This is a genomic window from Caballeronia sp. 11_S32 (genome assembly GCF_056930355.1).
Map to the genome: position 1 here is coordinate 1,140,984 of NZ_JBXOWH010000003.1, position 22,892 is coordinate 1,163,875.

19 protein-coding genes are annotated in these 22,892 nt (G+C 63.8%); 3 read left to right on the forward strand and 16 right to left on the reverse strand.

Going from position 1 to position 22,892, the window contains the following annotated elements; translation table 11 throughout:
* Positions 1 to 25 precede the first annotated feature (25 nt).
* From AC1Z32_RS16890 to AC1Z32_RS16930, 9 genes are all read right to left on the reverse strand, one after another.
* Complete coding sequence (locus AC1Z32_RS16890; protein WP_483479714.1) at positions 26 to 2,095, reverse strand: ABC transporter ATP-binding protein; 2,070 nt, start codon at positions 2,093 to 2,095, stop codon at positions 26 to 28.
* The gene (locus AC1Z32_RS16895) at positions 2,092 to 2,952 is read right to left on the reverse strand and encodes an ABC transporter permease (RefSeq protein ID WP_483479715.1); all 861 of its coding nucleotides are present in this window, start codon (positions 2,950 to 2,952) and stop codon (positions 2,092 to 2,094) included. The genes AC1Z32_RS16890 and AC1Z32_RS16895 overlap by 4 nt, the downstream gene beginning before the upstream one ends.
* A complete protein-coding gene (locus AC1Z32_RS16900) occupies positions 2,949 to 3,956 on the reverse strand; it encodes an ABC transporter permease (protein ID WP_483479716.1) in 1,008 nt (335 codons plus the stop codon). The genes AC1Z32_RS16895 and AC1Z32_RS16900 overlap by 4 nt, the downstream gene beginning before the upstream one ends.
* Entirely contained in the window at positions 3,957 to 5,618 is a 1,662-nt protein-coding gene (locus AC1Z32_RS16905) for an ABC transporter substrate-binding protein (RefSeq protein WP_483479717.1), read from the reverse strand.
* A 147-nt stretch (positions 5,619 to 5,765) separates the two neighbouring features.
* A complete protein-coding gene (locus AC1Z32_RS16910) occupies positions 5,766 to 6,248 on the reverse strand; it encodes a cupin domain-containing protein (RefSeq protein ID WP_035497879.1) in 483 nt (160 codons plus the stop codon).
* Between the two features lie 97 nt (positions 6,249 to 6,345).
* Positions 6,346 to 8,451: an elongation factor G gene (gene fusA / locus AC1Z32_RS16915; protein ID WP_483479718.1), complete on the reverse strand. Its 2,106-nt coding sequence runs from the start codon at positions 8,449 to 8,451 to the stop codon at positions 6,346 to 6,348.
* A 204-nt stretch (positions 8,452 to 8,655) separates the two neighbouring features.
* Positions 8,656 to 9,093, reverse strand: coding sequence for a DUF192 domain-containing protein (locus AC1Z32_RS16920; RefSeq protein ID WP_483481661.1), 438 nt, complete (start codon positions 9,091 to 9,093; stop codon positions 8,656 to 8,658).
* Positions 9,094 to 9,387: 294 nt separating this feature from the next.
* A complete protein-coding gene (locus AC1Z32_RS16925; RefSeq protein WP_483479719.1) occupies positions 9,388 to 9,597 on the reverse strand; it encodes a hypothetical protein in 210 nt (69 codons plus the stop codon).
* Between the two features lie 385 nt (positions 9,598 to 9,982).
* Complete coding sequence (locus tag AC1Z32_RS16930) at positions 9,983 to 10,558, reverse strand: pseudouridine synthase (protein ID WP_483479720.1); 576 nt, start codon at positions 10,556 to 10,558, stop codon at positions 9,983 to 9,985.
* A 203-nt stretch (positions 10,559 to 10,761) separates the two neighbouring features.
* On the opposite strand from AC1Z32_RS16930, the gene icd reads away from it, so the two are divergent.
* A complete protein-coding gene (gene icd / locus AC1Z32_RS16935; protein WP_483479721.1) occupies positions 10,762 to 12,018 on the forward strand; it encodes an NADP-dependent isocitrate dehydrogenase in 1,257 nt (418 codons plus the stop codon).
* Positions 12,019 to 12,177: 159 nt separating this feature from the next.
* Here the strand turns inward: icd and AC1Z32_RS16940 are convergent, their stop codons facing one another.
* The gene (locus tag AC1Z32_RS16940) at positions 12,178 to 12,384 is read right to left on the reverse strand and encodes a cold-shock protein (protein WP_041730164.1); all 207 of its coding nucleotides are present in this window, start codon (positions 12,382 to 12,384) and stop codon (positions 12,178 to 12,180) included.
* A gap of 523 nt (positions 12,385 to 12,907) precedes the next feature.
* On the opposite strand from AC1Z32_RS16940, the gene clpS reads away from it, so the two are divergent.
* Complete coding sequence (gene clpS, locus AC1Z32_RS16945) at positions 12,908 to 13,222, forward strand: ATP-dependent Clp protease adapter ClpS (RefSeq protein WP_014190611.1); 315 nt, start codon at positions 12,908 to 12,910, stop codon at positions 13,220 to 13,222.
* Positions 13,219 to 15,522 carry an ATP-dependent Clp protease ATP-binding subunit ClpA gene (gene clpA / locus AC1Z32_RS16950; RefSeq protein ID WP_483479722.1) on the forward strand — a complete coding sequence of 768 codons (2,304 nt, stop codon included), beginning with the start codon at positions 13,219 to 13,221 and terminating at the stop codon, positions 15,520 to 15,522. Before clpS ends, clpA begins: the two co-directional genes overlap by 4 nt.
* A 78-nt stretch (positions 15,523 to 15,600) precedes the next feature.
* On the opposite strand, the gene dut is transcribed toward clpA, so the two are convergent.
* The 6 genes from dut to AC1Z32_RS16980 form a co-directional block, all read right to left on the reverse strand.
* On the reverse strand, positions 15,601 to 16,047 hold the full coding sequence (gene dut / locus AC1Z32_RS16955) for a dUTP diphosphatase (RefSeq protein ID WP_483479723.1): 447 nt from the start codon (positions 16,045 to 16,047) through the stop codon (positions 15,601 to 15,603).
* An 11-nt stretch (positions 16,048 to 16,058) separates the two neighbouring features.
* Positions 16,059 to 17,060, reverse strand: coding sequence for an LLM class flavin-dependent oxidoreductase (locus AC1Z32_RS16960; protein WP_483479724.1), 1,002 nt, complete (start codon positions 17,058 to 17,060; stop codon positions 16,059 to 16,061).
* 4 nt (positions 17,061 to 17,064) lie between these two features.
* Positions 17,065 to 18,273 carry a bifunctional phosphopantothenoylcysteine decarboxylase/phosphopantothenate--cysteine ligase CoaBC gene (coaBC, locus tag AC1Z32_RS16965; RefSeq protein ID WP_483479725.1) on the reverse strand — a complete coding sequence of 403 codons (1,209 nt, stop codon included), beginning with the start codon at positions 18,271 to 18,273 and terminating at the stop codon, positions 17,065 to 17,067.
* 54 nt (positions 18,274 to 18,327) lie between these two features.
* Entirely contained in the window at positions 18,328 to 18,846 is a 519-nt protein-coding gene (lspA, locus tag AC1Z32_RS16970; protein WP_062608819.1) for a signal peptidase II, read from the reverse strand.
* Positions 18,846 to 21,677 (reverse strand): isoleucine--tRNA ligase, encoded by a 2,832-nt coding sequence (ileS, locus tag AC1Z32_RS16975; RefSeq protein ID WP_483479726.1) that lies wholly within the window; start codon positions 21,675 to 21,677, stop codon positions 18,846 to 18,848. The genes lspA and ileS overlap by 1 nt, the downstream gene beginning before the upstream one ends.
* A 92-nt stretch (positions 21,678 to 21,769) precedes the next feature.
* On the reverse strand, positions 21,770 to 22,765 hold the full coding sequence (locus tag AC1Z32_RS16980; protein WP_483479727.1) for a bifunctional riboflavin kinase/FAD synthetase: 996 nt from the start codon (positions 22,763 to 22,765) through the stop codon (positions 21,770 to 21,772).
* Positions 22,766 to 22,892: the final 127 nt, after the last annotated feature.

Consider the following 22,892-nt stretch of genomic DNA (forward strand, 5'->3'; position numbering starts at 1 on the left):
AAACGCCGCTTCGCCTTGCGCGAGGTCAGCTTTGCCGCCGCTGGAGCGTGCGCAGTTCGTCGATGGGAATGTGGCAGTGAATCGCGTGGCCGTCGCCGGCGTCGCGGCACGGCGGCGTCTGGGTTTCGCAGATCTCGCCGACCTTGCGCGGGCAGCGCGTATGAAACACGCATCCCGAAGGCGGATTCGCCGCGCTCGGCAATTCGCCCGAGAGCCGGATGCGCTTCGCATGCGTTCCATCGATCGACGGCACCGACGACAGCAGCGCTTCCGTGTACGGATGCTGCGGGCCGTCGAAGACCGCGGCCGCGCGCCCGATCTCCATGATGCGGCCGAGGTACAGCACCGCGATGCGATCCGACAGATAGCGCACCACATGCAGATCGTGCGAGATGAACACGTAGCTCACGCGCCGTTCGCGCTGCAAGTCCGCGAGCAGGTTGAGGATCGCGGCCTGCACGGAGACATCGAGCGCTGAAGTAGGCTCGTCGCAAACGACGACGCGCGGATCGCCCGCGAACGCGCGCGCAATTGCGACGCGCTGCTTCAATCCGCCCGACAGTTGCCGCGTGCGCGCGCCGAGATAGCGCTCCGGCAGGCGCACGGCTTCGGTCAGCGCATGCAGGCGTTCCTCCTTCGCCTCGCCGCGCAGCGCCGCGAGCTTCGACAGGGAACGCGCGATCAGACGCCGCACCGAATGCGCGCGGTTCAGCGCGGAATCGGGATTCTGGAACACGATCTGCAGCGACTTCACCTGTTCTTCGCTGCGCCGGGTCACGCGCTCGGGCAGGGTCGCGCCGTCGAGCTCGAGCGACGCGCCCTTGTCGGGCGACACGAGGCCGAGCAGCAGCTTCGCGAGCGTCGTCTTGCCGCTGCCCGATTCGCCGACGAGACCGAGCGTTTCGCCTTGCTCCAGATCGAGCGAGACATCGTGGACGGCGCGCACGTCTTCATCGCCGACGCGGAAGGTCTTCGACAGATTGCGCGCCGATAACGCGAGCGGCTGATCGTCGCCAGGGGGTATCGGCACGGGCGCTTCGTCGGCCGAGCGCGGCAGCGTTTCCGCGCGCTCGTGATAGTGACAGCGCGCCATCTGGCCGCCGTGCGCCGACGCGACGCGATACGGCGGCGGCGCGTCCTTCAGGCAGCGCTCGTCGGCGAGCTTGCAGCGCGGCGCGAAGATGCAGCCCTGCGCGATCGAGCCGGGCAGCGGCAGCGAGCCGGGAATCGTGTCGAGACGCCCCGTCTCCTTGCCGCGGCCTTCGCGCGGCAGGCAGCGCAGCAGGCCGACCGTGTACGGATGGCGCGGCTTCGCGAACACGTCGGCGGTCGCGCCTTCCTCGACGAGCTTGCCCGCGTACAGCACGCCGACGCGGTCGCACATGCGTCCGATCACCGCGAGGTTGTGGCTGATGAAGAGCACGGCCGTGCCGAGCTCCGCACGCAATTGCGCGATGAGATCGAGCACTTCGGCTTCGACGGTGGCGTCGAGGCCGGTGGTCGGCTCGTCGAGAATCAGCAGTTCGGGATTGCACGCGAGCGCCATCGCGATGACGACGCGCTGCTGCATCCCGCCCGAAAGCTGATGCGGATAACTCTCCATCACGCGCTCTGGCGAGGCGATGCGCACGCGCCTCAGCATCTCGGCGGTGCGGGACAGCGCTTCGTCGGCGGAGGCGCCCGTGACCTCGAACGCTTCGGACACTTGCCGCGCGATCGTGAGCGACGGATTCAGCGCGCGCCCCGGGTCCTGATAGACCATCGACACGGCATTGGCGCGCATGCCGCGCAGCGCGTCGGCGTCGAGCGATGCGACGTCGCGCCCCGCGATCGCGATGCGGCCTGCCTTCACGCGCCCGTTGCGCGGCAGGTAGCGCAGCACCGCGAGCGCCGCGGTCGACTTGCCGCAACCCGACTCGCCGACGAGCCCGTACGCCTCGCCGCGCTTCACGCGCAGCGTCACGTCCTGCAGCACGTCGCGCTCGCGTCCGCGCGAGCGGTACGCGACGGTGAGCCCGATGACCGTGAGCGCGTCGGCCTGATCGCCTTTCGCGGCGCCGAACGTGGGGAAGGCCGATGGCGGCGGTCCGTTCATCGGTCGAGCACTCCCTGCACGGCATCCGCGACGAGATTCACCGCGACGACGAGCGAAGCGATCGCGGCGGCATCGAAGACGACGGTCCACCACGCGCCGCCCGCCATCAGCGTGTAGCTTTCGGAGAGCGCGAGCCCCCAGTCGGCGGACGGCGGCTGGATGCCGAAGCCGAGGAACGACAGCGTCGCGACGGCGAAGATCGCGTAGCCGAGCCGCACGGTCGCCTCCACGATGATCGGCGGCAGCACGTTCGGCAGGATCTCCGCGAACATGATGTAGAGCGCGTTCTCGCCGCGCAATTGCGCCGCGAGCACGTAGTCGAGATGGCGCTCGCTCAGCACGGCGGCGCGCACCGTGCGCGCGGTGATCGGCGCGAAGGTCAGGCCGATCACGAGAATCACCGTCGTGTTGCTCGCGCCGACCGCCGCCAGCGCGAGCAGCGCGACGATCACGAGCGGCAGAGCCAGGAGCGCATCGATCACGCGGCCGATGGCGGCATCGACCCAGCCGTCGAAATAGCCGACGACGAGGCCGATCGCGGTGCCCGCCGCCGTGCCGAGCAACGTCGCGAGCGGCGCGATGGTGAGGATGTCGCGCGAGCCGACTATCACGCGCGCGAACACGTCGCGGCCGAGCTGATCGGTGCCGAACCAGTGATCGGCGGACGGCGGGCCGAGCGAGTTGAGCGGATCGGACGCGTAGGGATCCTGCGGCACGAGCCAGTGGCCGAAGAGCGCGCACGCGACCCAGAAAAGCAGGATCAGCACGCCGATATCGAAAGTGGCAGAGCGCAGCAGCGCGCCGAGCGCCTCGTACCGGCGCGCCTTCGACGGCGGCGTGGCGGCCGCGGTGCTCATCGCGATGCTCCCGTGCGCAGGCGCGGATTCAGCACGACATAGAGCGCATCCGCGATCAGGTTCGCCGCCGTGTAGATCACGCCTATGGTCAGCACACCCGCTTCGAGCATTGGAAAGTCCTTCGCCTTCGCGGCGTTGTAGATCAGCGAGCCGATGCCCTGATAGTGGAACAGCGTCTCCACGACGACGAGCCCGCCGATCATGTAGCCGAGCTGCGTCGCGGCGACGGTCACGGTTGGCAGGAGCGCGTTGCGCAGCACGTGCCGCAGGATCACGACGCGCTGCGGCAGGCCTTTGAGAATCGCGGTGCGCGTGTAGTCGGCATCGAGCGCCTCGACGGTGCCCGCGCGCGCCATTCGCGCGATATAGCCGAAGAACACGAACACGAGCGGCAGCACCGGCAGGATCAGATGCTTCAGCTGCACGAGGATGTTCGCGTCGGCGGGCGCGGTCGCCTCGATCGGCAGCCATTGCAGCCACACGCCGAAGATCAGGATCAGCACGATCGACGACACGAACTCGGGCACGACCGTCGCCGTCAGGCCGCCGATGCTGATCACGCGATCGATCCAGCGCCCCGAATGCAGCGCCGCATACACGCCCCCCGCGATGCCGAGCGGCACCACGACGACGAACGCGAGCGCGCCGAGCTTCGCCGAGTTCCACAGCGCGCTGCCGATGAACGGCGCGACCGGCGCGCGAAACGCGTACGACTCGCCCATGTCGCCGCGCAGAAAGTGGCTGATCCAGCTCGTGTATTGCGTGAGGAGCGGCCGGTCGACGCCCAGTTGATGATTGAGCGCCGCGACCGCGCGCGCATCGGCGAGCGGGCCGAGAATCGCGCGTCCGACGTCGCCGGGCAAAAGCTGGCCGCCCGCGAAGACGATCATCGACAGAAGCCACAGCGTGACGAATGCGAGCAAGAGCCGCACGCCGATGAAGCGCACGATGCGCCTCATTCTCGCGAAGTCAGTGACGCGCGCCGTCGGCGTGATCGTGCTCATTTACGCCGTGACCGTCGCGCGGTCGAACCACATCTGCGAGATGGCGTTGAAGCGCACGCCGGAGACGTTCGCGCGCGTGACGATCAGCTGGTCGTAGAAGTACGGGATCACGACCGGCGTTTCGTCGAGCAAGAGGCGCTGGATCTGGCCCGACAGCTTCTTCTGCGACGCGACATCCAAGGCAGCTACGAACTGCGCGACGAGCTTGTCGTATTCGGGATTCTTGAAGTGCGCCGCGTTCCAGGTGCCGCCGCTCGTCAGGGGCGCATTGAGGAACACGTTCGGCACGCCGCGATGCCCGTAATCCGTGATGCCGAGCGGCGAATCCAGCCAGTCCGACTTGCCGAAGGTGCCGGAGCCGTAATACAGATCCTGGCTTTCGACCTTCAACTGGATGCGGATGCCGATAGCCTTCGCCGCGTTCTGCACGACGACCGCGAGATCGGGAATCTCCATGTACTTTTCGGTCGTGAGCGTGACGTCGAAGCCGTTCGCGACGCCCGCTTCGCTCATCAGCTTTTTGGCCTGAGCGACGTCGATCTTGCGTTGCGGCACGGTCAGATCGCTCGATGGAAACACGGGCGCGAAAGGGCTGTCGTTGCCGACCTGCGCGCGGCCGCGGAACAGGCCCTTCACGATGACCTCGCGATCGATCGCGAGCGCGAGCGCCTGACGCACGCGCTTGTCCTTGAATGCGCCCATGTCGCAGCGCATGTGCATCTGCCGATGCGAGCTCGACTTCGTGCCGAGCACCTTGAATTGCGGATTGCTGAGCATCGCGACGCCGCCCTGCACGGTGAAGTCGCTCATCACGTCGGCCTGGCGGCCTTGCATCGCGAGGAGCTGCGCCTGCTGGTCCGCATAGAAGGAAAACTGCACGCGATCGGGCAGCGCCTTTTCGCCCCAGTAGTCCGGATTGCGCACGAACGACGCACCGACTTTCGGCGTGTATTTCTCCAGCTTGAACGCGCCCGTGCCCATGAACGACTTCTCGTAGGGCCCCGTGAAATTCGCCGGAAGTATCACCGCGTTATACGTATTCGAGGAAACGTAATACGGGAAATTGCCGTTGGGCGCATCGAGATGGAACTCGACGGTGTGATCGTCGACGGCCTTCGCCGAATCCTTCGACAGCACGCCCTTCAGCACCGAAAGCGCCGCCGAGCCCGCGTTCGGATCGGACAGACGGTTGAAGGTCGCGACGACGTCCTTCGCGCTCATCGGCTGGCCGTCGTGGAACTTCACGTTCTGGCGCAGCTTGAAGGTCCACACATCGCCCTTCGCATTCGACGACCACGACAGCGCGAGCGCGGGCCGCAAGGTGAGATGCTCGCTGTCGTCGTCGATCAGGAATTCGCCCGTCTGATTGATGAGCGCGAGACCGGATGCATCCGTCACGGTGAGCGGATCGACGGCGCCCGCGGGCATCAGATGCGCGACGCGGATCGTGCCGCCGGGCTTGCCCGCGCCTTGTGCACGCGCGCCCGGCATGCCGAAGATGCCGCCCGCCGTCAGCGCGAAGCCGAGCACGCTCGCATGGCGCAGCAGCTCGCGGCGCGTGAGGCGCCCGGCCATGAATTCGTCGATCGCGTGATTGCCCAGTTCGCCCGCGTGCGGGCGTGCCTGGGCGAGGAGTTGCGCGTCGGTCGAAGGTTTCTTCATCGGTGCTTTTCCGTTGTAGTTGTTCGAGTGCCCGCCGCCACGCGCGTACGGATCGACCGCGCCGCTTGCGTTGTTGGCGCGGCGCATTCAGGCGCAGGTAGCAAGGAACGCGCCGCATTGGCTTCATGGCGCGCGCCCGTGCCCCGTTCAGTGATCGTGAGGATGCTTGTGAATCGGATCGACCCAATAGACTTCCTCGGGCTTCTCCACGGCATCGATGTTCAGATTCACCACCACCGCTTCGTTGTCGCTGCGCACGAGCACGCATTCGAGCGGATCGTCGGTGCTGGCGTTGATTTCCTGGTGCGGCACGTAGGGCGGCACGAAGATGAAGTCGCCAGGACCCGCCTCGGCGGTGAATTCGAGGTGCTCGCCCCAGCGCATGCGCGCCTGGCCGCGCACGACATAGATGACGCTTTCGAGCGCGCCATGATGATGCGCGCCCGTCTTCGCATTGGGATGGATCGTGACCGTGCCGGCCCAGATTTTCTGCGCGCCCACGCGCGCCGCGTTGATCGCCGCCGCGCGGTTCATGCCGGGCGTCTGCGGAGTGTTGGTGTCGAGCTGATCGCCCTTGATGACCTTGACGCCGTGTTCGCGCCAATCGATGTGCTGATGTGCGTCGCTCATGTCGCTCATGCCGTTTTCATCTGCGGATATGAAAAGTCCGTTGCCGCCACCAACAGAGCGAGCAACGGACTTCCGATACTACACGTTTAGGCCGCGATCATTTCGCTTTCGAGTTGATGATCGCCTCCGACACGTTCGACGGCGTCTCCGCGTAGTGCTTGAACTCCATCGTGTAGGTCGCGCGGCCTTGCGTCAGCGAACGTAGCGAAGTGGAGTAGCCGAACATCTCGGCGAGCGGCACTTCCGCGCGCACGAGCTTGCCGCCGCCGCCCGCGATGTCTTCCATGCCCTGCACGATGCCGCGCCTGCCGGACAGATCGCCCATTACGTTGCCCATGAACTCTTCGGGCGTCTCCACTTCCACCGCCATCATCGGTTCGAGCAGCACGGGCTTCGCCTTGCGCATCGCTTCCTTGAAGGCGATCGAGCCGGCCATGCGGAACGCGTTTTCGTTCGAATCGACATCGTGATACGAGCCGAAGGTCAGCCGCACCTTCACGTCGACGACCGGATAACCCGCGAGCACGCCGGCCTTCAGCGTCTCCTGAATACCCTTGTCGACCGCCGGAATGAATTCGCGCGGAATCACGCCGCCCTTGATCTGGTCGACGAACTCGTAGCCCTTGCCCGGATCCGGCTCCAGCGCGATCACCGCATGACCGTACTGGCCGCGTCCGCCCGACTGCTTGACGAACTTGCCTTCGACATCCTCGACCTTGTTGCGCACCGTTTCGCGATACGCGACCTGCGGCTTGCCGACCGTCGCCTCGACGCCGAACTCGCGCTTCATCCGGTCGACGAGAATTTCGAGGTGCAGCTCGCCCATGCCGGAGATGATCGTCTGGCCGGATTCTTCGTCGGTCGTGACGCGGAACGACGGGTCTTCCTGCGCGAGACGATTGAGCGCGATGCCCATCTTTTCCTGGTCAGCCTTGGTCTTCGGCTCGACGGCCTGCGAGATCACCGGATCGGGGAAGATCATCCGTTCGAGGATGATGATGTGCGCCGGATCGCACAGCGTGTCGCCGGTCGTCGCTTCCTTAAGGCCGACCGCCGCCGCGATGTCGCCCGCGCGCACTTCCTTGATTTCCTTGCGCTCGTTCGCGTGCATCTGCAGGATGCGCCCGAGCCGCTCCTTCTTTTCCTTCACCGGGTTGTAGACCGTGTCGCCCGATTCGACCACGCCCGAGTACACGCGGAAGAAGATCAGCTGGCCGACGAACGGGTCGGTCATGATCTTGAACGCGAGCGCGGAGAACGGCTCGTCGTCGCTCGGATGACGCTCCGCTTCCTTGTCGTCCTCGGTGTGGCCGAGAATCGCGGGCACATCGACGGGCGAGGGCAGATAGTCGATCACCGCGTCGAGCATCGCCTGCACGCCCTTGTTCTTGAAGGCGCTGCCGCAGAGCATCGGCACGATTTCATTGGCGATGGTGCGCTTGCGGATCGCCGCCTTGATCTCGTCCTCGGTCAGGCTCTCGTGGTCTTCGAGATACTTTTCGAGCAGATCCTCGCTCGCTTCCGCCGCCGCCTCGACCATCTTCTCGCGCCACTCGTGCGCGAGCGCCTTGAGGTTGTCGGGAATCTCTTCGTAGCTGAACTTGATGCCCTGGCTGTCGTCGTCCCAGACGATCGCCTTCATCTTCACAAGATCGACGACGCCCTGAAAATGGTCCTCCGCGCCGATCGGAATCTGGATCGGCACCGCGACGCCCTTGAGGCGCTCGCCGATCTGCCGCTGCACGCGGAAGAAGTCCGCGCCGACGCGATCCATCTTGTTGACGAACGCGATGCGCGGCACCTTGTACTTGTTCGCCTGACGCCACACGGTTTCCGACTGCGGCTGCACGCCGCCGACGGAGTCATAGACCATGCACGCGCCGTCGAGCACGCGCATCGAGCGCTCGACTTCGATGGTGAAGTCGACGTGCCCCGGCGTGTCGATGATGTTGATGCGGTGCTCCGGATAATTGCCGGCCATGCCTTTCCAAAAGGCCGTCGTTGCCGCGGAAGTGATCGTGATGCCGCGCTCCTGCTCCTGCTCCATCCAGTCCATCGTGGCCGCGCCGTCGTGCACTTCGCCGATCTTGTGCGTCACGCCGGTGTAGAAAAGGATGCGCTCGGTAGTAGTCGTTTTGCCGGCATCGATGTGAGCGCTGATCCCGATGTTCCGATAGCGCTCGATGGGAGTCTTGCGGGGCACGTGAACCTCCTGTTGATAGAGTCAGCGCGGCGTGTATGGCCAACGCGAGAGCGTCGCGCTGAATCTTTTTAGGATAGCGCGTCGGCAGGGTCTTTGCAGGATTCTTGCCAGCTCGCGCAGAGGCGCTCGCACGCCGCGCGCAGGCGAAAAAAAACCGGCGATGACTCGCCGGTTTTCATGTTCGATGCGACGTTTTCTGCGCGCTCACTGCGCGCGCGGCAGGCCCTTGATCTGCATGCCGGGCTTGATGCCTTTCGCGGCGAACCAGCCCTTCGGCATTTCGAGCGCGTACACGCCGTTGTTGCGCGGACAGTGATTGTTCTCCGTCTCCGCCTGCATCTCGTCGATGTCGGTGATCGTGCCGTCCGCGCGAATGAACGCGATCGACAGCGGGATCAGCGTGTTCTTCATCCAGAAGCAGTGCACGGCATTTTCGTTGAACACGAAGAGCATGCCTTCGTTCGGTGCGAGCTTCGTGCGATACATGAGTCCCTGCTCGCGGTCGGCATCGCTCGCGGCGACTGCGGCATCGATCACGTACATGCCGGCGGTGAGCTTCGCGCGCGGAAAATCGGACGGCTGCTTCGCGCCGGGGGGCATCGTCTGCGCCTGCGCGAGTGACAACGCGGCGAATGGCAGCATCGACGCGATCACGCATGCGCGCACCATGACGGCGATGCGCGAGCGCCGGGCCGAAGCCGTAGAACGGAATGGGGACACCAAGGCACGCAACAACTGCTTCACGACGATGCTCCTCTCAAGACGATCGTTGCGCCGGAAATCCGGCGGGCCCCGCGCATGTTACTCGATGCGCCGGTGCAATACACGCAACCCAAAACAAAAGGGCAGACGCCTCGCGGCCATCTGCCCTTCAACGCCGTAAGAACGGCGGTACAACTCGTTCTTGGCTTCGCTATACCGCCTCTTACAACGAACTTACTGAGCTGCCGAAGCGGCTTCCGGTGCCGAAGCAGCGGCCTTCTTGTGCGACTTCTTGTGCGACGTCTTGTGCGTCGACGACTTGTGCGCCTTGTGAGCCGGTGCCGAAGCAGCAGCCGGAGCAGCAGCAGCCGGAGCCGAAGCTTCTTGTGCGAATGCAGCCGTTGCGAACAGGCCAGCGACGAGAGCAGCGATCAGTTTGTTCATCTTGTGAATCCTCAGCTTGAGTAAATTAACCAAACGACCCGGTCATTGAGTCATGTCGGTAAACGAGCCACCTACCTTTCGGTTGACAGTCATATCGACAATTTGATTTTCGATATGACTGTGAACGCTTGAACCTTTCAAACTCCCTGGAGCACACAGGTTGTTGTAATCGGCTATTCGCTCATGCCGGATAGCTTTACGCGGCATCTGAGGCCCTTAACGCATCGTGCGACGAGTCGGTTGACGCGATTTACAGAGAATTGCGCAGCAGGCCAAAAAAATATTCGATGCGCGATACGCACTACTCGAACTTGATGACATGACGTTTAAGCGCGTCGCAATCCACGCAGCGCGATTTCTTATTTACGAGATAGTTGAATGCGATTCAACGAACGCGTTGCCACGGCGCGCGAGGTGCAACCTCGGCGGTCTCGCCGGGCGCGAGGCCGAGCGCGAAGATATCGAGGGCACCGATCGCGACACGCACGAGCCGCAAGGTCGGATAACCGATGGCCGCCGTCATGCGCCTGACCTGCCGGTTCTTGCCTTCGGTGATGGCGAGCTCGATCCACGTCGTCGGGATGGCGGCGCGATAGCGGATCGGCGGATTGCGCGGCCAGAGCGCATCGATGTCATCCTCGGAAACGAACGCGGCGCGGCAGGGCTGCGTCACGAAGTCGCCGAGATCGACGCCGTTCGCGAGACGCGCAAGCGCTGCATCGTCCGGCGCGCCTTCCACTTGCGCCCAATAGCGTTTCACGAGCTTGTGACGCGGCTCCGCGATACGCGCCTGCAGCGCGCCGTCGTCGGTGAGAAGGAGAAGGCCTTCGCTGTCCGCGTCGAGCCGGCCGGCGGGATACACGCCCGGCGTCTTCACCCAGTCGCCGAGCGAGGCGCGCGTCTCGTGCGCGGAAAACTGGCAGATGGTGCCGAAGGGCTTGTTGAGGGCGATGAGCGGCATCGGAAACTCTGAGCGGGGCGCTTTGATCGAATGCGGCATCTTAATGCATGCGCACGGCCGCCTCGGGCGCGCCGGGGCAGGCCAGCATGGTTAGAATGTTGTTGTGACCATCATCGCGTGCCGCAACGCCCGCGCATGCTGCATCGCGTTGCTTCTCTAATCAGTTTGCTTTCATACAAGCCCGGACTTATCTGGAGTCGACCATGCCGTATCAGCACATCAAGATTCCGGTGGACGGTGACAAGATCACCGTCAACGCGGATAACTCGCTCAACGTTTCGGATCAGCCGATCATCCCGTATATCGAGGGCGATGGAACGGGCGTCGACATCACGCCGGTGATGCTCAAGGTCGTCGACGCCGCGGTGGAAAAAGCCTACGGCGGCAAGCGCAAGATTCAATGGATGGAAATCTTCGCGGGCGAAAAGGCGACGCGCGTCTACGGCCCCGACGTATGGCTGCCCGACGAAACGCTCGAAGCGGTGAAGGACTACGTGGTGTCGATCAAGGGGCCGCTCACGACGCCGGTCGGCGGCGGCATTCGATCGCTAAACGTTGCGCTTCGTCAACAACTCGATCTGTATGTGTGCCTGCGGCCGGTGCGCTACTTCAAGGGCGTGCCGTCGCCGGTGCGCGAGCCGGAGAAAATCGACATGGTGATCTTCCGCGAGAACTCGGAGGACATCTACGCGGGCGTCGAGTGGGCGGCGGATTCCCCGGAGGCGAAGAAGGTCATCAAGTTCCTGCGCGAGGAAATGGGCGTGACGAAGATCCGCTTTCCGGAATCGTCGGGGCTCGGCATCAAACCCGTGTCGCGCGAGGGCACGGAGCGGCTCGTGCGCAAGGCGATTCAGTATGCGATCGACAACGACCGCCGCTCGGTGACGCTCGTGCACAAGGGCAACATCATGAAGTTCACCGAAGGCGCGTTCCGCGACTACGGCTACGCGCTCGCGCAGAAGGAATTCAACGCGGAGCTGATCGACGGCGGCCCGTGGATGAAATTGAAGAATCCGAAGTCGGGCAATGACATCGTCGTGAAGGACGTGATCGCCGATGCGTTTCTCCAGCAGATCCTGCTGCGTCCCGCCGAATACGACGTCATCGCGACGCTGAATCTCAACGGCGACTACATCTCGGACGCGCTCGCGGCGCAGGTCGGTGGCATCGGCATCGCGCCGGGCGCGAACATGTCGGATTCCGTCGCGATGTTCGAAGCGACGCACGGCACGGCGCCGAAGTACGCGGGCAAGGATTACGTGAACCCCGGCTCGGAGATTCTCTCGGCTGAAATGATGCTGCGCCATCTCGGCTGGCTGGAGGCGGCGGACCGGATCATTTCGTCCATGGAGCAGTCCATTCTGTCGAAGCGCGTCACCTACGACTTTGCCCGGCTGATGGAAGGCGCGACCCAGGTTTCGTGTTCGGGCTTCGGACAGGTGATGATCGAGAATATGTGAGGACTCACCTCGATTCGACGTGGTAAATAAAAACCCCGGAAGGCCTACGCTCTCCGGGGTTTTTTATTCGATGCAAATACCTTGTATATCTGCACGGCACGAGGCGAAAAAAACCCGGCGCGAAGGCCGGGTTTTACGAGGCAAAGTTCGATCGAACGGTCAGACAGCGTCCTGGATGTTCGATGCCTGTTTGCCTTTCGGTCCCTGGACGATCTCGAAGCTGACCTTCTGGCCTTCTTTGAGCGTCTTGAAACCGTTCATTTGAATCGCCGAGAAATGTGCGAACAGATCCTCGCCGCCTTCATCGGGCGTGATGAATCCGTAGCCTTTCGCGTCGTTGAACCACTTGACCGTACCAGTAGACATTCGTACTTCCCCTCTAACTCTCGTCGCAACCTGAGCACGCTCGAAAAGCTCGACGGCCACCCCACAATGTGAACCGCCCCCTCCTCACAAGCTCTCCTCGGCCTCTTTTTTCGTCCGCGGTTGGCCCCCGGAAAAAAGTGCCAGTTTGATTGTTAAATCTCTTAAATCGGGTGTCAAGGAATTTTTGGGATAGCCGTTAAGCTCGTTGCATAGACCGCATTTGTAGGGTAATTCCTGCTTTGCGTGTGCGCTGCCGTCCAAGCACGTCATCTTGAAAAGTCGCATAATCGACTCACTTGTGTGATACCCGGCGGCCCGCAACGCCTGGTGTTCGGTTTGTTTTTTTTGAAGCTGTGCGATACTGGATTCGACGAGGTGCAAGCGGGCCGCGCCAAAATGTTGGGCAGCGGCAGGATTCGATGGGCGACAGTTGCGCATACGCACTTTCAGCGTTTCATTCCGACCGGATGGTCGGTGCTGGAGCAGCAATTGCGAGGGCGTCCGTGTTGTTTAGAATGGGTGTATGGCGATCAATCCCAACAAGCAGGATGGCACGGTACTGGAGCGGCAGGAGCAGAAGCTCAAGAAGCCGGCCATGTACAAAGTGGTGCTGCTGAATGACGACTTCACGCCGATGGAATTCGTCGTGATGGTCGTGCAGGAATACTTCAATAAGGATCGTGAGACTGCGACGCAGATCATGCTGAAGGTTCATCGCGAAGGCAGGGGAGTTTGTGGGGTCTACACGCGAGATATTGCGTCGACCAAAGTTGAGCAAGTCGTTAGCCATGCACGGCAAGCGGGGCACCCGCTGCAGTGCGTGATGGAGGAAGCATGATTGCCCAGGAACTGGAAGTCAGTCTGCACATGGCGTTTATGGAAGCACGTCAGGCGCGGCATGAGTTCATAACGGTCGAGCATCTGCTGCTCGCCCTGTTGGACAATCCGACCGCGGCTGAAGTGTTGCGCGCCTGCGCAGCCAATATTGAAGATTTGCGTCAGAACCTGCGCAATTTCATTCATGACAACACGCCGACCGTGCCGGGCACGGACGACGTCGATACTCAGCCGACGCTTGGTTTCCAGCGCGTGATCCAGCGCGCGATCATGCACGTGCAATCGACCTCGAACGGCAAGAAGGAAGTGACCGGCGCGAACGTGCTGGTCGCGATCTTCGGCGAGAAGGACTCGCACGCGGTGTACTACCTGCAACAGCAGGGCGTGACGCGTCTGGATGTCGTGAATTTCATTTCGCACGGGATTGCGAAGACCAACAGTGGCGATGCCGCGAAGGCGAACAGCGAAACCAATCCGGAATCGGAAGACGCCGCCGCGCAGAAGGAAACGCCGCTCGCCCAGTTCACACAGAATCTCAACCAGCTCGCGAAGGACGGCAAGATCGATCCGCTGATCGGCCGCGAGTTGGAAGTCGAGCGCGTGGTGCAGGTGCTGTGCCGCCGCCGCAAGAACAATCCGCTGCTCGTCGGTGAGGCTGGCGTCGGGAAGACCGCGATCGCCGAAGGCCTCGCGTGGCGCATCACGCGCGGCGAAGTGCCGGACATTCTTGCCGACGCGCAAGTGTATTCGCTCGACATGGGCGCGCTGCTCGCGGGCACGAAGTATCGTGGCGATTTCGAGCAACGTCTGAAGACGGTGCTGAAGGAACTGAAGGAGCGTCCGCACGCCATTCTGTTCATCGACGAAATTCACACGCTGATCGGCGCGGGCGCGGCATCGGGCGGCACGCTCGACGCATCGAACCTGCTGAAGCCGGCGTTGTCGTCGGGGCAGCTGAAGTGCATCGGCGCGACCACGTTCACGGAATATCGCGGCATCTTCGAGAAGGACGCGGCGCTGTCGCGGCGCTTCCAGAAGGTCGACGTCACCGAGCCGACGGTCGAGCAGACCGTTGCGATCCTGCGCGGCCTCAAGACGCGCTTCGAAGAGCATCACGGCGTGAAGTACTCGTCGGGTGCGCTGTCGGCGGCGGCTGAGCTTTCGGCGCGTTTCATCACGGACCGTCATCTGCCGGACAAGGCCATCGATGTGATCGACGAAGCGGGCGCGGCGCAACGCATCCTGCCGAAGTCGAAGCAGAAGAAGACCATCGGCAAGGCCGAGATCGAAGAGATCATCTCGAAGATCGCGCGCGTGCCGGCGCAGAGCGTGTCGCAGGACGACCGCAGCAAGCTCCAGACGCTCGATCGCGATCTCAAGGCTGTCGTGTTCGGCCAGGATCCGGCCATCGACGCGCTGTCGGCATCGATCAAGATGGCGCGCGCGGGTCTCGGCAAGCTGGACAAGCCCATCGGCGCGTTCCTGTTCTCCGGCCCGACCGGCGTCGGCAAGACCGAGGTCGCGAAACAGCTCGCGTTCACGCTGGGCATCGAACTGCTGCGCTTCGACATGTCGGAATACATGGAGCGCCATGCGGTGAGCCGTCTGATCGGCGCGCCGCCGGGCTATGTCGGTTTCGATCAGGGCGGTCTTCTGACCGAAGCCGTCACGAAGAAGCCGCACTGCGTGCTGCTGCTCGATGAAATCGAGAAGGCGCATCCGGACATCTACAACGTGCTGCTGCAGGTCATGGACCATGGCACGCTGACGGACAACAACGGACGCAAGGCGGATTTCCGCAACGTCATCATCATCATGACGACGAACGCGGGCGCCGAAGCAATGGGCAAGGCGGTGATCGGCTTCACATCGCGCCGCGAGTCGGGCGACGAAATGGCCGACATCAAGCGCATGTTCACGCCGGAGTTCCGCAACCGTCTGGATGCGATCATCAGCTTCCGTTCGCTGGACGAGGAAATCATCCTGCGCGTGGTCGACAAGTTCCTCATGCAGCTGGAAGATCAGTTGCACGAGAAGAAGGTCGATGCGGTCTTCACCGATTCGCTGCGCAAGCATCTCGCGAAGCACGGTTTCGATCCACTGATGGGCGCGCGGCCGATGCAGCGTCTGATCCAGGACACGATCCGTCGTGCGCTGGCCGACGAACTGCTGTTCGGCAAGCTGGTCAACGGCGGCCGCGTGACGGTGGATGTCGACGCGGACGACAAGGTTCAGCTGACGTTCGACGAGAACTCGGCGCCGCCGCGCAATCCGAATCCGGAAGCAATCGAAGTGGATTGATCGAAGGGGTCTGCAGAAGCGAAAACGGCGCGGTTTCGACCGCGCCGTTTTTTTTCGTCTTTCAGTCTGCGACGAGGCTCAGTGTTTGCCGGTGCTGCCGAAACCGCCCGCGCCGCGCTCGCTCGTCTCGAAGTCGTCGACGATATTGAACTGCGCCTGCACGACGGGCACGATGACCATTTGCGCGAGACGCTCCATAGGGTTGAGCGTGAACGCGGTGTCGCCGCGGTTCCACGTCGAGACCATCAGTTGGCCCTGGTAATCCGAATCGATCAGGCCCACGAGATTACCGAGCACGATGCCGTGCTTGTGGCCGAGACCCGAGCGCGGCAGGATCATCGCGGCGTAGCCGGGGTCGGCGAGATGGATCGCGAGGCCGGTCGGCACGAGCACGGTCTGATGCGGCTCGATGACGAGCGGCGCATCGAGACACGCGCGCAGATCGAGGCCCGCGCTGCCGGGCGTGGCGTAGGCGGGCATGTAGTCGCGCATGCGCGCGTCGAGAATCTTGACGTCGAGTTTCATGGATCGAGGCTTCAGCGGCCGAGCTCGAAGGCTTCGGCCAGGAGTTGATAGGACCGCGTGCGCGCGGCGTAGCTGCCGGAGACCGTGAGCACGATCAGTTCGTCGGCGTTGAATTGCTCCTGCAGCGCGTGCAGTTTTTCCGTGACGCGCTCCGGCGTGCCGATGATGCTGCGCGCCTTCTCATGCGCGATCACCGCGAGCTCGCGTTCGCCGTAGACCTGCGAAATGCCTTGCGCGATGGATGGAATCGGCTGATTGATCCCATACGCCATCTGCACGCGACGCAGATCGACGGCGCGTTCGAGCGCTTCGGCTTCGCGATCGGTATCCGCGCAAATGACGAACACCGCTGCGGCGAGATAGGGCTTCTCTTCGTGACCCGGTGTGAAGCGCTCGCGATACGCTTCCGCCACGCGATGCCCATACTGCGCGTTGATGAAATGCGCGAACGCGAAGCGAATGCCAAGCTGCGCGGCGAGCAGACCGCCGAAATCGCTGGAGCCGAGCATCCACAGTTCCGGACGCGTGTCGATCTGCGGCTGCAGCAGCACGCCCTTGGCGAGCGAGTCGTCGGGAAGGTTGCCGCTGAAAAGCGCGACCAGTTCCGCGACCTGCTGCGGGAAGATGTCGCCGCGATTGTACGAACCAGCCGCGACCGCCTGCGCCGTGCGCATGTCGCCGCCGGGCGCGCGTCCAACGCCCAGATCCACGCGGTTCGGAAACAGCGCCTCGAGCATCAGAAACTGCTCGGCCACCTTGAACGACGAGTAATACGGCAGCATCACGCCGCCCGAGCCGATGCGAATGCGCTTCGTCAGGCTGCCGATGCGCGCGAGCATCACTTCCGGGCACGGGTTCGACACGCCGTATAAACCGTGATGCTCCGCGCACCAGTAGCGTGTGTAGCCGAGATCATCGGCGAGCTGTGCGAGATCGAGCGTCGCGGCGATCGCGTCGGCGGTCGTGTGGCCGTGGATGACCGGCGTCTGATCGAGAACTGAGAGCTTCGTCATCGTGTCATGAGAGAAGCGGGCCGCCGGTCTTCGGCGCGCGCCGGGCGATTTCCGCTATCAACGTGCGCGCGAGTTGCTGCTTGTCCGCGCGCGGCAGCGGCGTCGTGCCGCTTTCTTCGAAGAGCACGACTTCATTGTCGTCGCGCCCGAAGGTGAGTTGCCCGATATTGCCGATGAGCAACGGCACGCCTTTGCGCTTGCGCTTCTCCGCACCGTGCACGTCGAGATCGCCGCTTTCCGCCGCGAAGCCGACACAGTAGGGCGGGTTCGGCAGCTTCGCCACCGCAGCGAGAATGTCCGGATTCTCGACGAAGTTGAATGTCGGCAAAGTATCGGCGGTTTTCTTGATCTTCTGTTTGCTGACGTGATCGATGCGCCAGTCCGCGACCGCGGCGACCGCGATGAAGATATCGGCATCGGGCGTCGCGGCCATCACGGCGTCGTGCATCTGCTGCGCGGTCTGCACGTCTTCGCGATACACGCCCCAGGGCGTCGGCAATGAAACGGGCCCTGCGACGAGATGCACGTCCGCGCCAGCCTGCGCCGCCGCGCGCGCGAGCGCGAAGCCCATCTTCCCCGACGAGCGATTGGTGATGCCGCGTACCGGATCGAGCGGCTCGAAGGTCGGGCCTGCCGTAATCAGCACGCGCTGGCCGCGCAGGATCTTCGGCTGGAAGAACGCGCAGATCGCTTCGAACGCGGCTTCGGGCTCGATCATGCGGCCATCGCCGACTTCGCCGCACGCCTGAGAGCCGGAATCCGGGCCGAGCACTTCGACGCCGTCCGCGCGAAGCTGCGTGACATTGCGCTGCGTCGCCGGGTTCTGCCACATCTGCCGGTTCATCGCGGGGACGACGAGCAGCGGACAATCGCGCGCGATGCATAGCGTGGAAAGCAGGTCGTCGCACATGCCGTGCGCGAGCTTCGCCATGAAGTCGGTGGAGGCGGGCGCGATGACGATGGCATCGGCTTCCCGCGAGAGATCGATGTGCGGCATGTTGTTGGGCATGCGCGCATCCCATTGCGACGTGTAGACGGGACGGCCGGAGAGCGCCTGCATCGTGACGGGCGTGATGAACTGCGTGGCCGCTTCGGTCATCACGATCTGCACGGTCGCGCCCGCCTTGATGAGCAGGCGCGTCAACTCAGCGATCTTGTAGCAGGCGATGCCGCCGGTCAGCCCCAAAACGAGATGTTTGCCTGCGAGTTCCAACTTGCCTCCGTCGCAAAAGAACACGGCTCCGAGGACGGAGCCGCATCGTGAACATCAACGCGAACCGCGCACGCGCCGCAATTCGTCGAACACGAGCAGCACCGCGCCGACGGTGATCGCGCTGTCGGCGAGGTTGAACGCGGGCCAGTGCCACGCGTTCACGTGAAAGTCGAGAAAGTCGATGACATGCCCGTACGCGATGCGGTCGATCACGTTGCCGATCGCGCCGCCCATGATGAGCGAGAGCGCGAGGCAGAAGAGCCGCTGCGTCGCGTGCTTCTTCAGCAGGTAGCAGATCACCACGGCCGCGACCACGCCCAGCGCCGTGAACGCCCAGCGCTGCCAGCCGCCCGCCATCGCGAGGAAGCTGAACGCCGCGCCGCGGTTGTAGACGAGCAGCAGGTTGAAGAAGGGCGTGAGCGCGTGTGGATCGCCGTAGGCGAACACGCGCTGCACGGCAATCTTCGTCAACTGGTCGAACAGAATCACGATCAGCGCGACGCCGAGCCACGGCGCGAGCGATCCGCTGCTCGCGGCTTTACCGGTAGTTTGTTTCGCCATCGTTCGAGCCATTATGCTGCGCCCCGCGTTTCGCCGGCGCCGAAGAGGTTGGAGAAGCAGCGGCCGCACAGGCCGGGATGCTCCGCGTGCGAGCCGACGTCCGCGCAGTAGTGCCAACAGCGCTCGCACTTCATATAGCTCGATGCCGTCACGTCCACGCCTTCATCGGCTTCGCTCGCCACCTTCTCGACCTTCGCGGACGAAGTGATCAGCACGAAACGCAATGCATCGTCGAGGCTCGCCAGCGCGTCGTAACGCGCGCCGCTTGCACGAACCATGACTTCCGCCTGCAGCGACGAACCGATCTGGTTCGCCGTGCGCGCTTCTTCGAGGGCCTTGGTCACGTCGCTGCGCGCGTTGCGGATGAGCGTCCACTTGTCGAGCAGATCGCCGCCGTTCGCGATGTCCGGATAGCTTGCGAACACTTCGGTGAAGATCGTGTCCTGACCCGGCTTGAGCACCTTGTAGGCCTCTTCCGCCGTGAACGACAGATACGGCGCGACGAGACGCAGCAAGCCGTGCGCGATATGGAACAGCGCGGTCTGCGCGCTGCGGCGCTCGCGCGAATCGGGCTTCGTCGTGTAGAGACGATCCTTCAGCACGTCGAGATAGAAGCCGCCGAGATCTTCCGAGCAGAACGTCGCGATCTTCGCGACGACCGGATGGAACTCGTACTTCTCGTAGTGCGAGAGCGCGTCGTCCTGCAGGTTGCGCGTGAGCGCGACCGCGTAGCGATCGATTTCGAGCCACTCCTGAACCGGCAGCGCGTTCTTGCCGACATCGAAGTCGGAGAGGTTCGCGAGCAGGAAGCGCAGCGTGTTGCGGATACGGCGATACGTTTCCGTCACGCGCTTCAGGATTTCCTCGGAGATCGCGAGCTCGCCGGAATAGTCCGTCGATGCGATCCACAAGCGGATGATCTCCGCGCCCAGCCGGTTCGATACCTCATGCGGATCGATACCGTTGCCGAGCGACTTCGACATCTTGCGGCCTTCGCCATCGACCGTGAAGCCGTGCGTGAGCAGCGCGTCGTAAGGCGGACGGCCATCGAGCATCGACGCTGTCAGGAGCGACGAATGGAACCAGCCGCGATGCTGGTCCGAGCCTTCGAGGTAAAGGTCCGCCGGGAATTGCAGCGAATCCTTGTGCGAGCCGCGCAGCACGTGCCAGTGCGTCGTGCCGGAGTCGAACCACACGTCGAGCGTGTCGCGGTTCTTTTCGTACATGTTGGCGTCGTCGCCGATCAGCTCCTGCGGATCGAGTTTCTGCCACGTCTCGATGCCGCCTTCCTCGACGCGCTTTGCCACTTCCTCCAGCAGCTCCAGCGTGCGCGGATGCAGCTCGCCAGTTTCCTTGTGCACGAAGAACGCCATCGGCACGCCCCATTGACGCTGACGCGAGAGCGTCCAGTCCGGGCGGTTCGCGATCATGCTGTAGAGACGTTGCTTGCCCCACGACGGATAGAACGCCGTATTCTCGACGCCTTCGAGCGCGATCTCGCGCAGCGTGCGGCCGCCGTCCTTCGGCTTCACGTCCATGCCGGCAAACCATTGCGAGGTCGCGCGATAGATGATCGGCGTCTTGTGGCGCCAGCAGTGCATGTAGCTGTGCGTGTACTTTTCGCTCTTGAGCAGCGAGGCCGCGCCCTCGAGCGCCTCGACGATCTGCGGATTCGCCTTCCAGATCGACAGGCCGCCGAAGAGCGGCAGCGATTCGATATAGCGGCCATCCCCCATCACCGGATTGATGATGTCGGAATCCGCCATGCCGTGCGCCTTGCACGACACGAAGTCCTCGACGCCATACGCCGGCGACGAGTGCACGATGCCCGTGCCGCTTTCGGTCGTCACGTAGTCGCCGAGATAGACCGGCGACGTGCGCTTGTAGCCCGGATGCGCGGCCGCGAGCGGATGATGGAAGCGCAGGTTGGCGAGCTTCTCGCCGGCCGCCGTTGCGATGACTTCACCGGTCAGGCCGTAGTTCTGCAGGCACGCCTCGACACGCTCCTGCGCCAGGATCAGCAGACCGCGCGGCGTATCGACGAGCGCGTAGACGATCTCCGGATGCACATTGAGCGCCTGGTTGGCGGGGATGGTCCAGGGCGTCGTCGTCCAGATGACGATGCCGCCTTCCGCCTTCGGCAGCGCATTCAGCCCGAACGCCTGCGCGGTCTTCTCCGGGTCCGCGAACGCGAACATCACGTCGATGGTCGGATCGGTCTTGTCCTTGTACTCGACTTCCGCTTCCGCCAGCGCCGAGCCGCAGTCGAAGCACCAGTTCACGGGCTTGAGGCCGCGGAACACGAAGCCCTTTTCCATGATCTTGCCGAGCGCGCGGATTTCGCCCGCTTCGTTGGCGAAGTTCATCGTCTTGTACGGGTTGTCCCAGTCGCCGAGCACGCCCAGGCGCCGGAACCCGACCTTCTGCTTCTCGATCTGCTCGCCCGCGTACGCGCGCGCCTTCTGCATCACTTCGGCGGCGGGCAGCGATTTGCCGAACTGCTTTTCGATCTGGATTTCGATCGGCATGCCGTGGCAGTCCCAGCCCGGCACGTAGACGGCGTCGAAGCCCGCGAGATTGCGCGCCTTGACGATCATGTCCTTCAGGATCTTGTTGACGGCGTGGCCCAGGTGGATGTCGCCGTTCGCATACGGCGGGCCGTCGTGCAGGATGAACTTCTTGCGGCCCTTCGATGCCGCGCGGATCTTCTCGTAGATCTTGTTGTCCTGCCATTCCTTGACCCACGCGGGCTCGCGCTTGGGCAGGTCGCCGCGCATCGGAAAGGGCGTGTCGAGCAGGTTGACGGGATACTTCGAGGAGGCTTTCTCTTTCTTGTCGCTCATGGGTGACTCAGTGAATTCGGTGAGACGGCGCTTGTCTGGGCGCGCGATGATCGGTAGGCGGGGCAGCGGGCGGCACGTGAAGCGCCGCGCGCTCACCTAATTCGGTCGGTCGCCGAAATGGCGAAGCCCGTGGCGCGGCTGCCGGCATTGCTCGCGGGCGGCAGGCCGAAGTACGCGCGCGCGTTGTCGACATCCTTCGCGATGGCGGCACCGAGCGTTTCGAGGTCGACGAACTTTTCCTCGTCGCGCAGTTTCTTGAGGAACTCGATGCGCACGAGCTTGCCGTACGCGTCGCCATGCCAGTCGAGCACGAAGACTTCGAGCAGCACGCGGCCGGAATCGTCGACGGTCGGACGCAGCCCGAGACTCGCCACGGCGGGCAGCGGTTCTTCGGCGAGGCCGTGCACGCGCACGACGAAAATGCCCGCGAGCGCCGGACGCTTGTGCGCAATCGGCAGGTTCAGCGTGGGAAAGCCGAGATCGCGGCCGAGCTTCGCGCCGTGCACGACGTGCCCGCTGATGATGTACGGACGCCCGAGCGCGACTTGCGCCGCGTCGAGGTCGCCCGCGACGAGCGACGCCCGCACCGACGACGACGAAATGCGCGCGCCGTTCGGATGCGCGACGGTGGCCATCTGCTCGACTTCGAAGCCGTGTTTTTCGCCGGCGGCCTTCAGCGAAGCGAAATTGCCCGCGCGTTTCGCGCCGTAGCAGAAGTCGTCGCCGACCATCACCCAGCGCGCGTGCAGGCCATCGACGATGACGTTCTTCACGAACGTTTCCGGCGACTGGCTCGCGAACGTCTTGTTGAAATGCTCGACCACCACGCGATCGACACCGTTGGTGCGCAGCGCTTCGAGCTTGTCGCGCAGCATCGCGATGCGCGGCGGCGCGCCCGACGGATTGAAGAACTCGCGCGGGTGCGGCTCGAAGGTCATCACGCAGACCGGCAGGCCGCGCGCGTCGGCCGCGGCCCGCACGTGCGCGAGCAGCGCCTGGTGACCGCGATGGACACCGTCGAAGTTGCCGATGGTCAGTGCGCAGGGCGCCCGGCTTTCGGCATTGGGGAGGCCGCGAAAGACTCTCACGATAGGCGTTGGTCGGTGGGCGGGGCTGATGCCGCAAAGCGTTAGATTATAAACGCTCGCACGGACCGACGGGCGCGCGCGGCCAGGCCGGCGCCCGCGCCGATCCCGTTTGGCACGATTTTCGCAC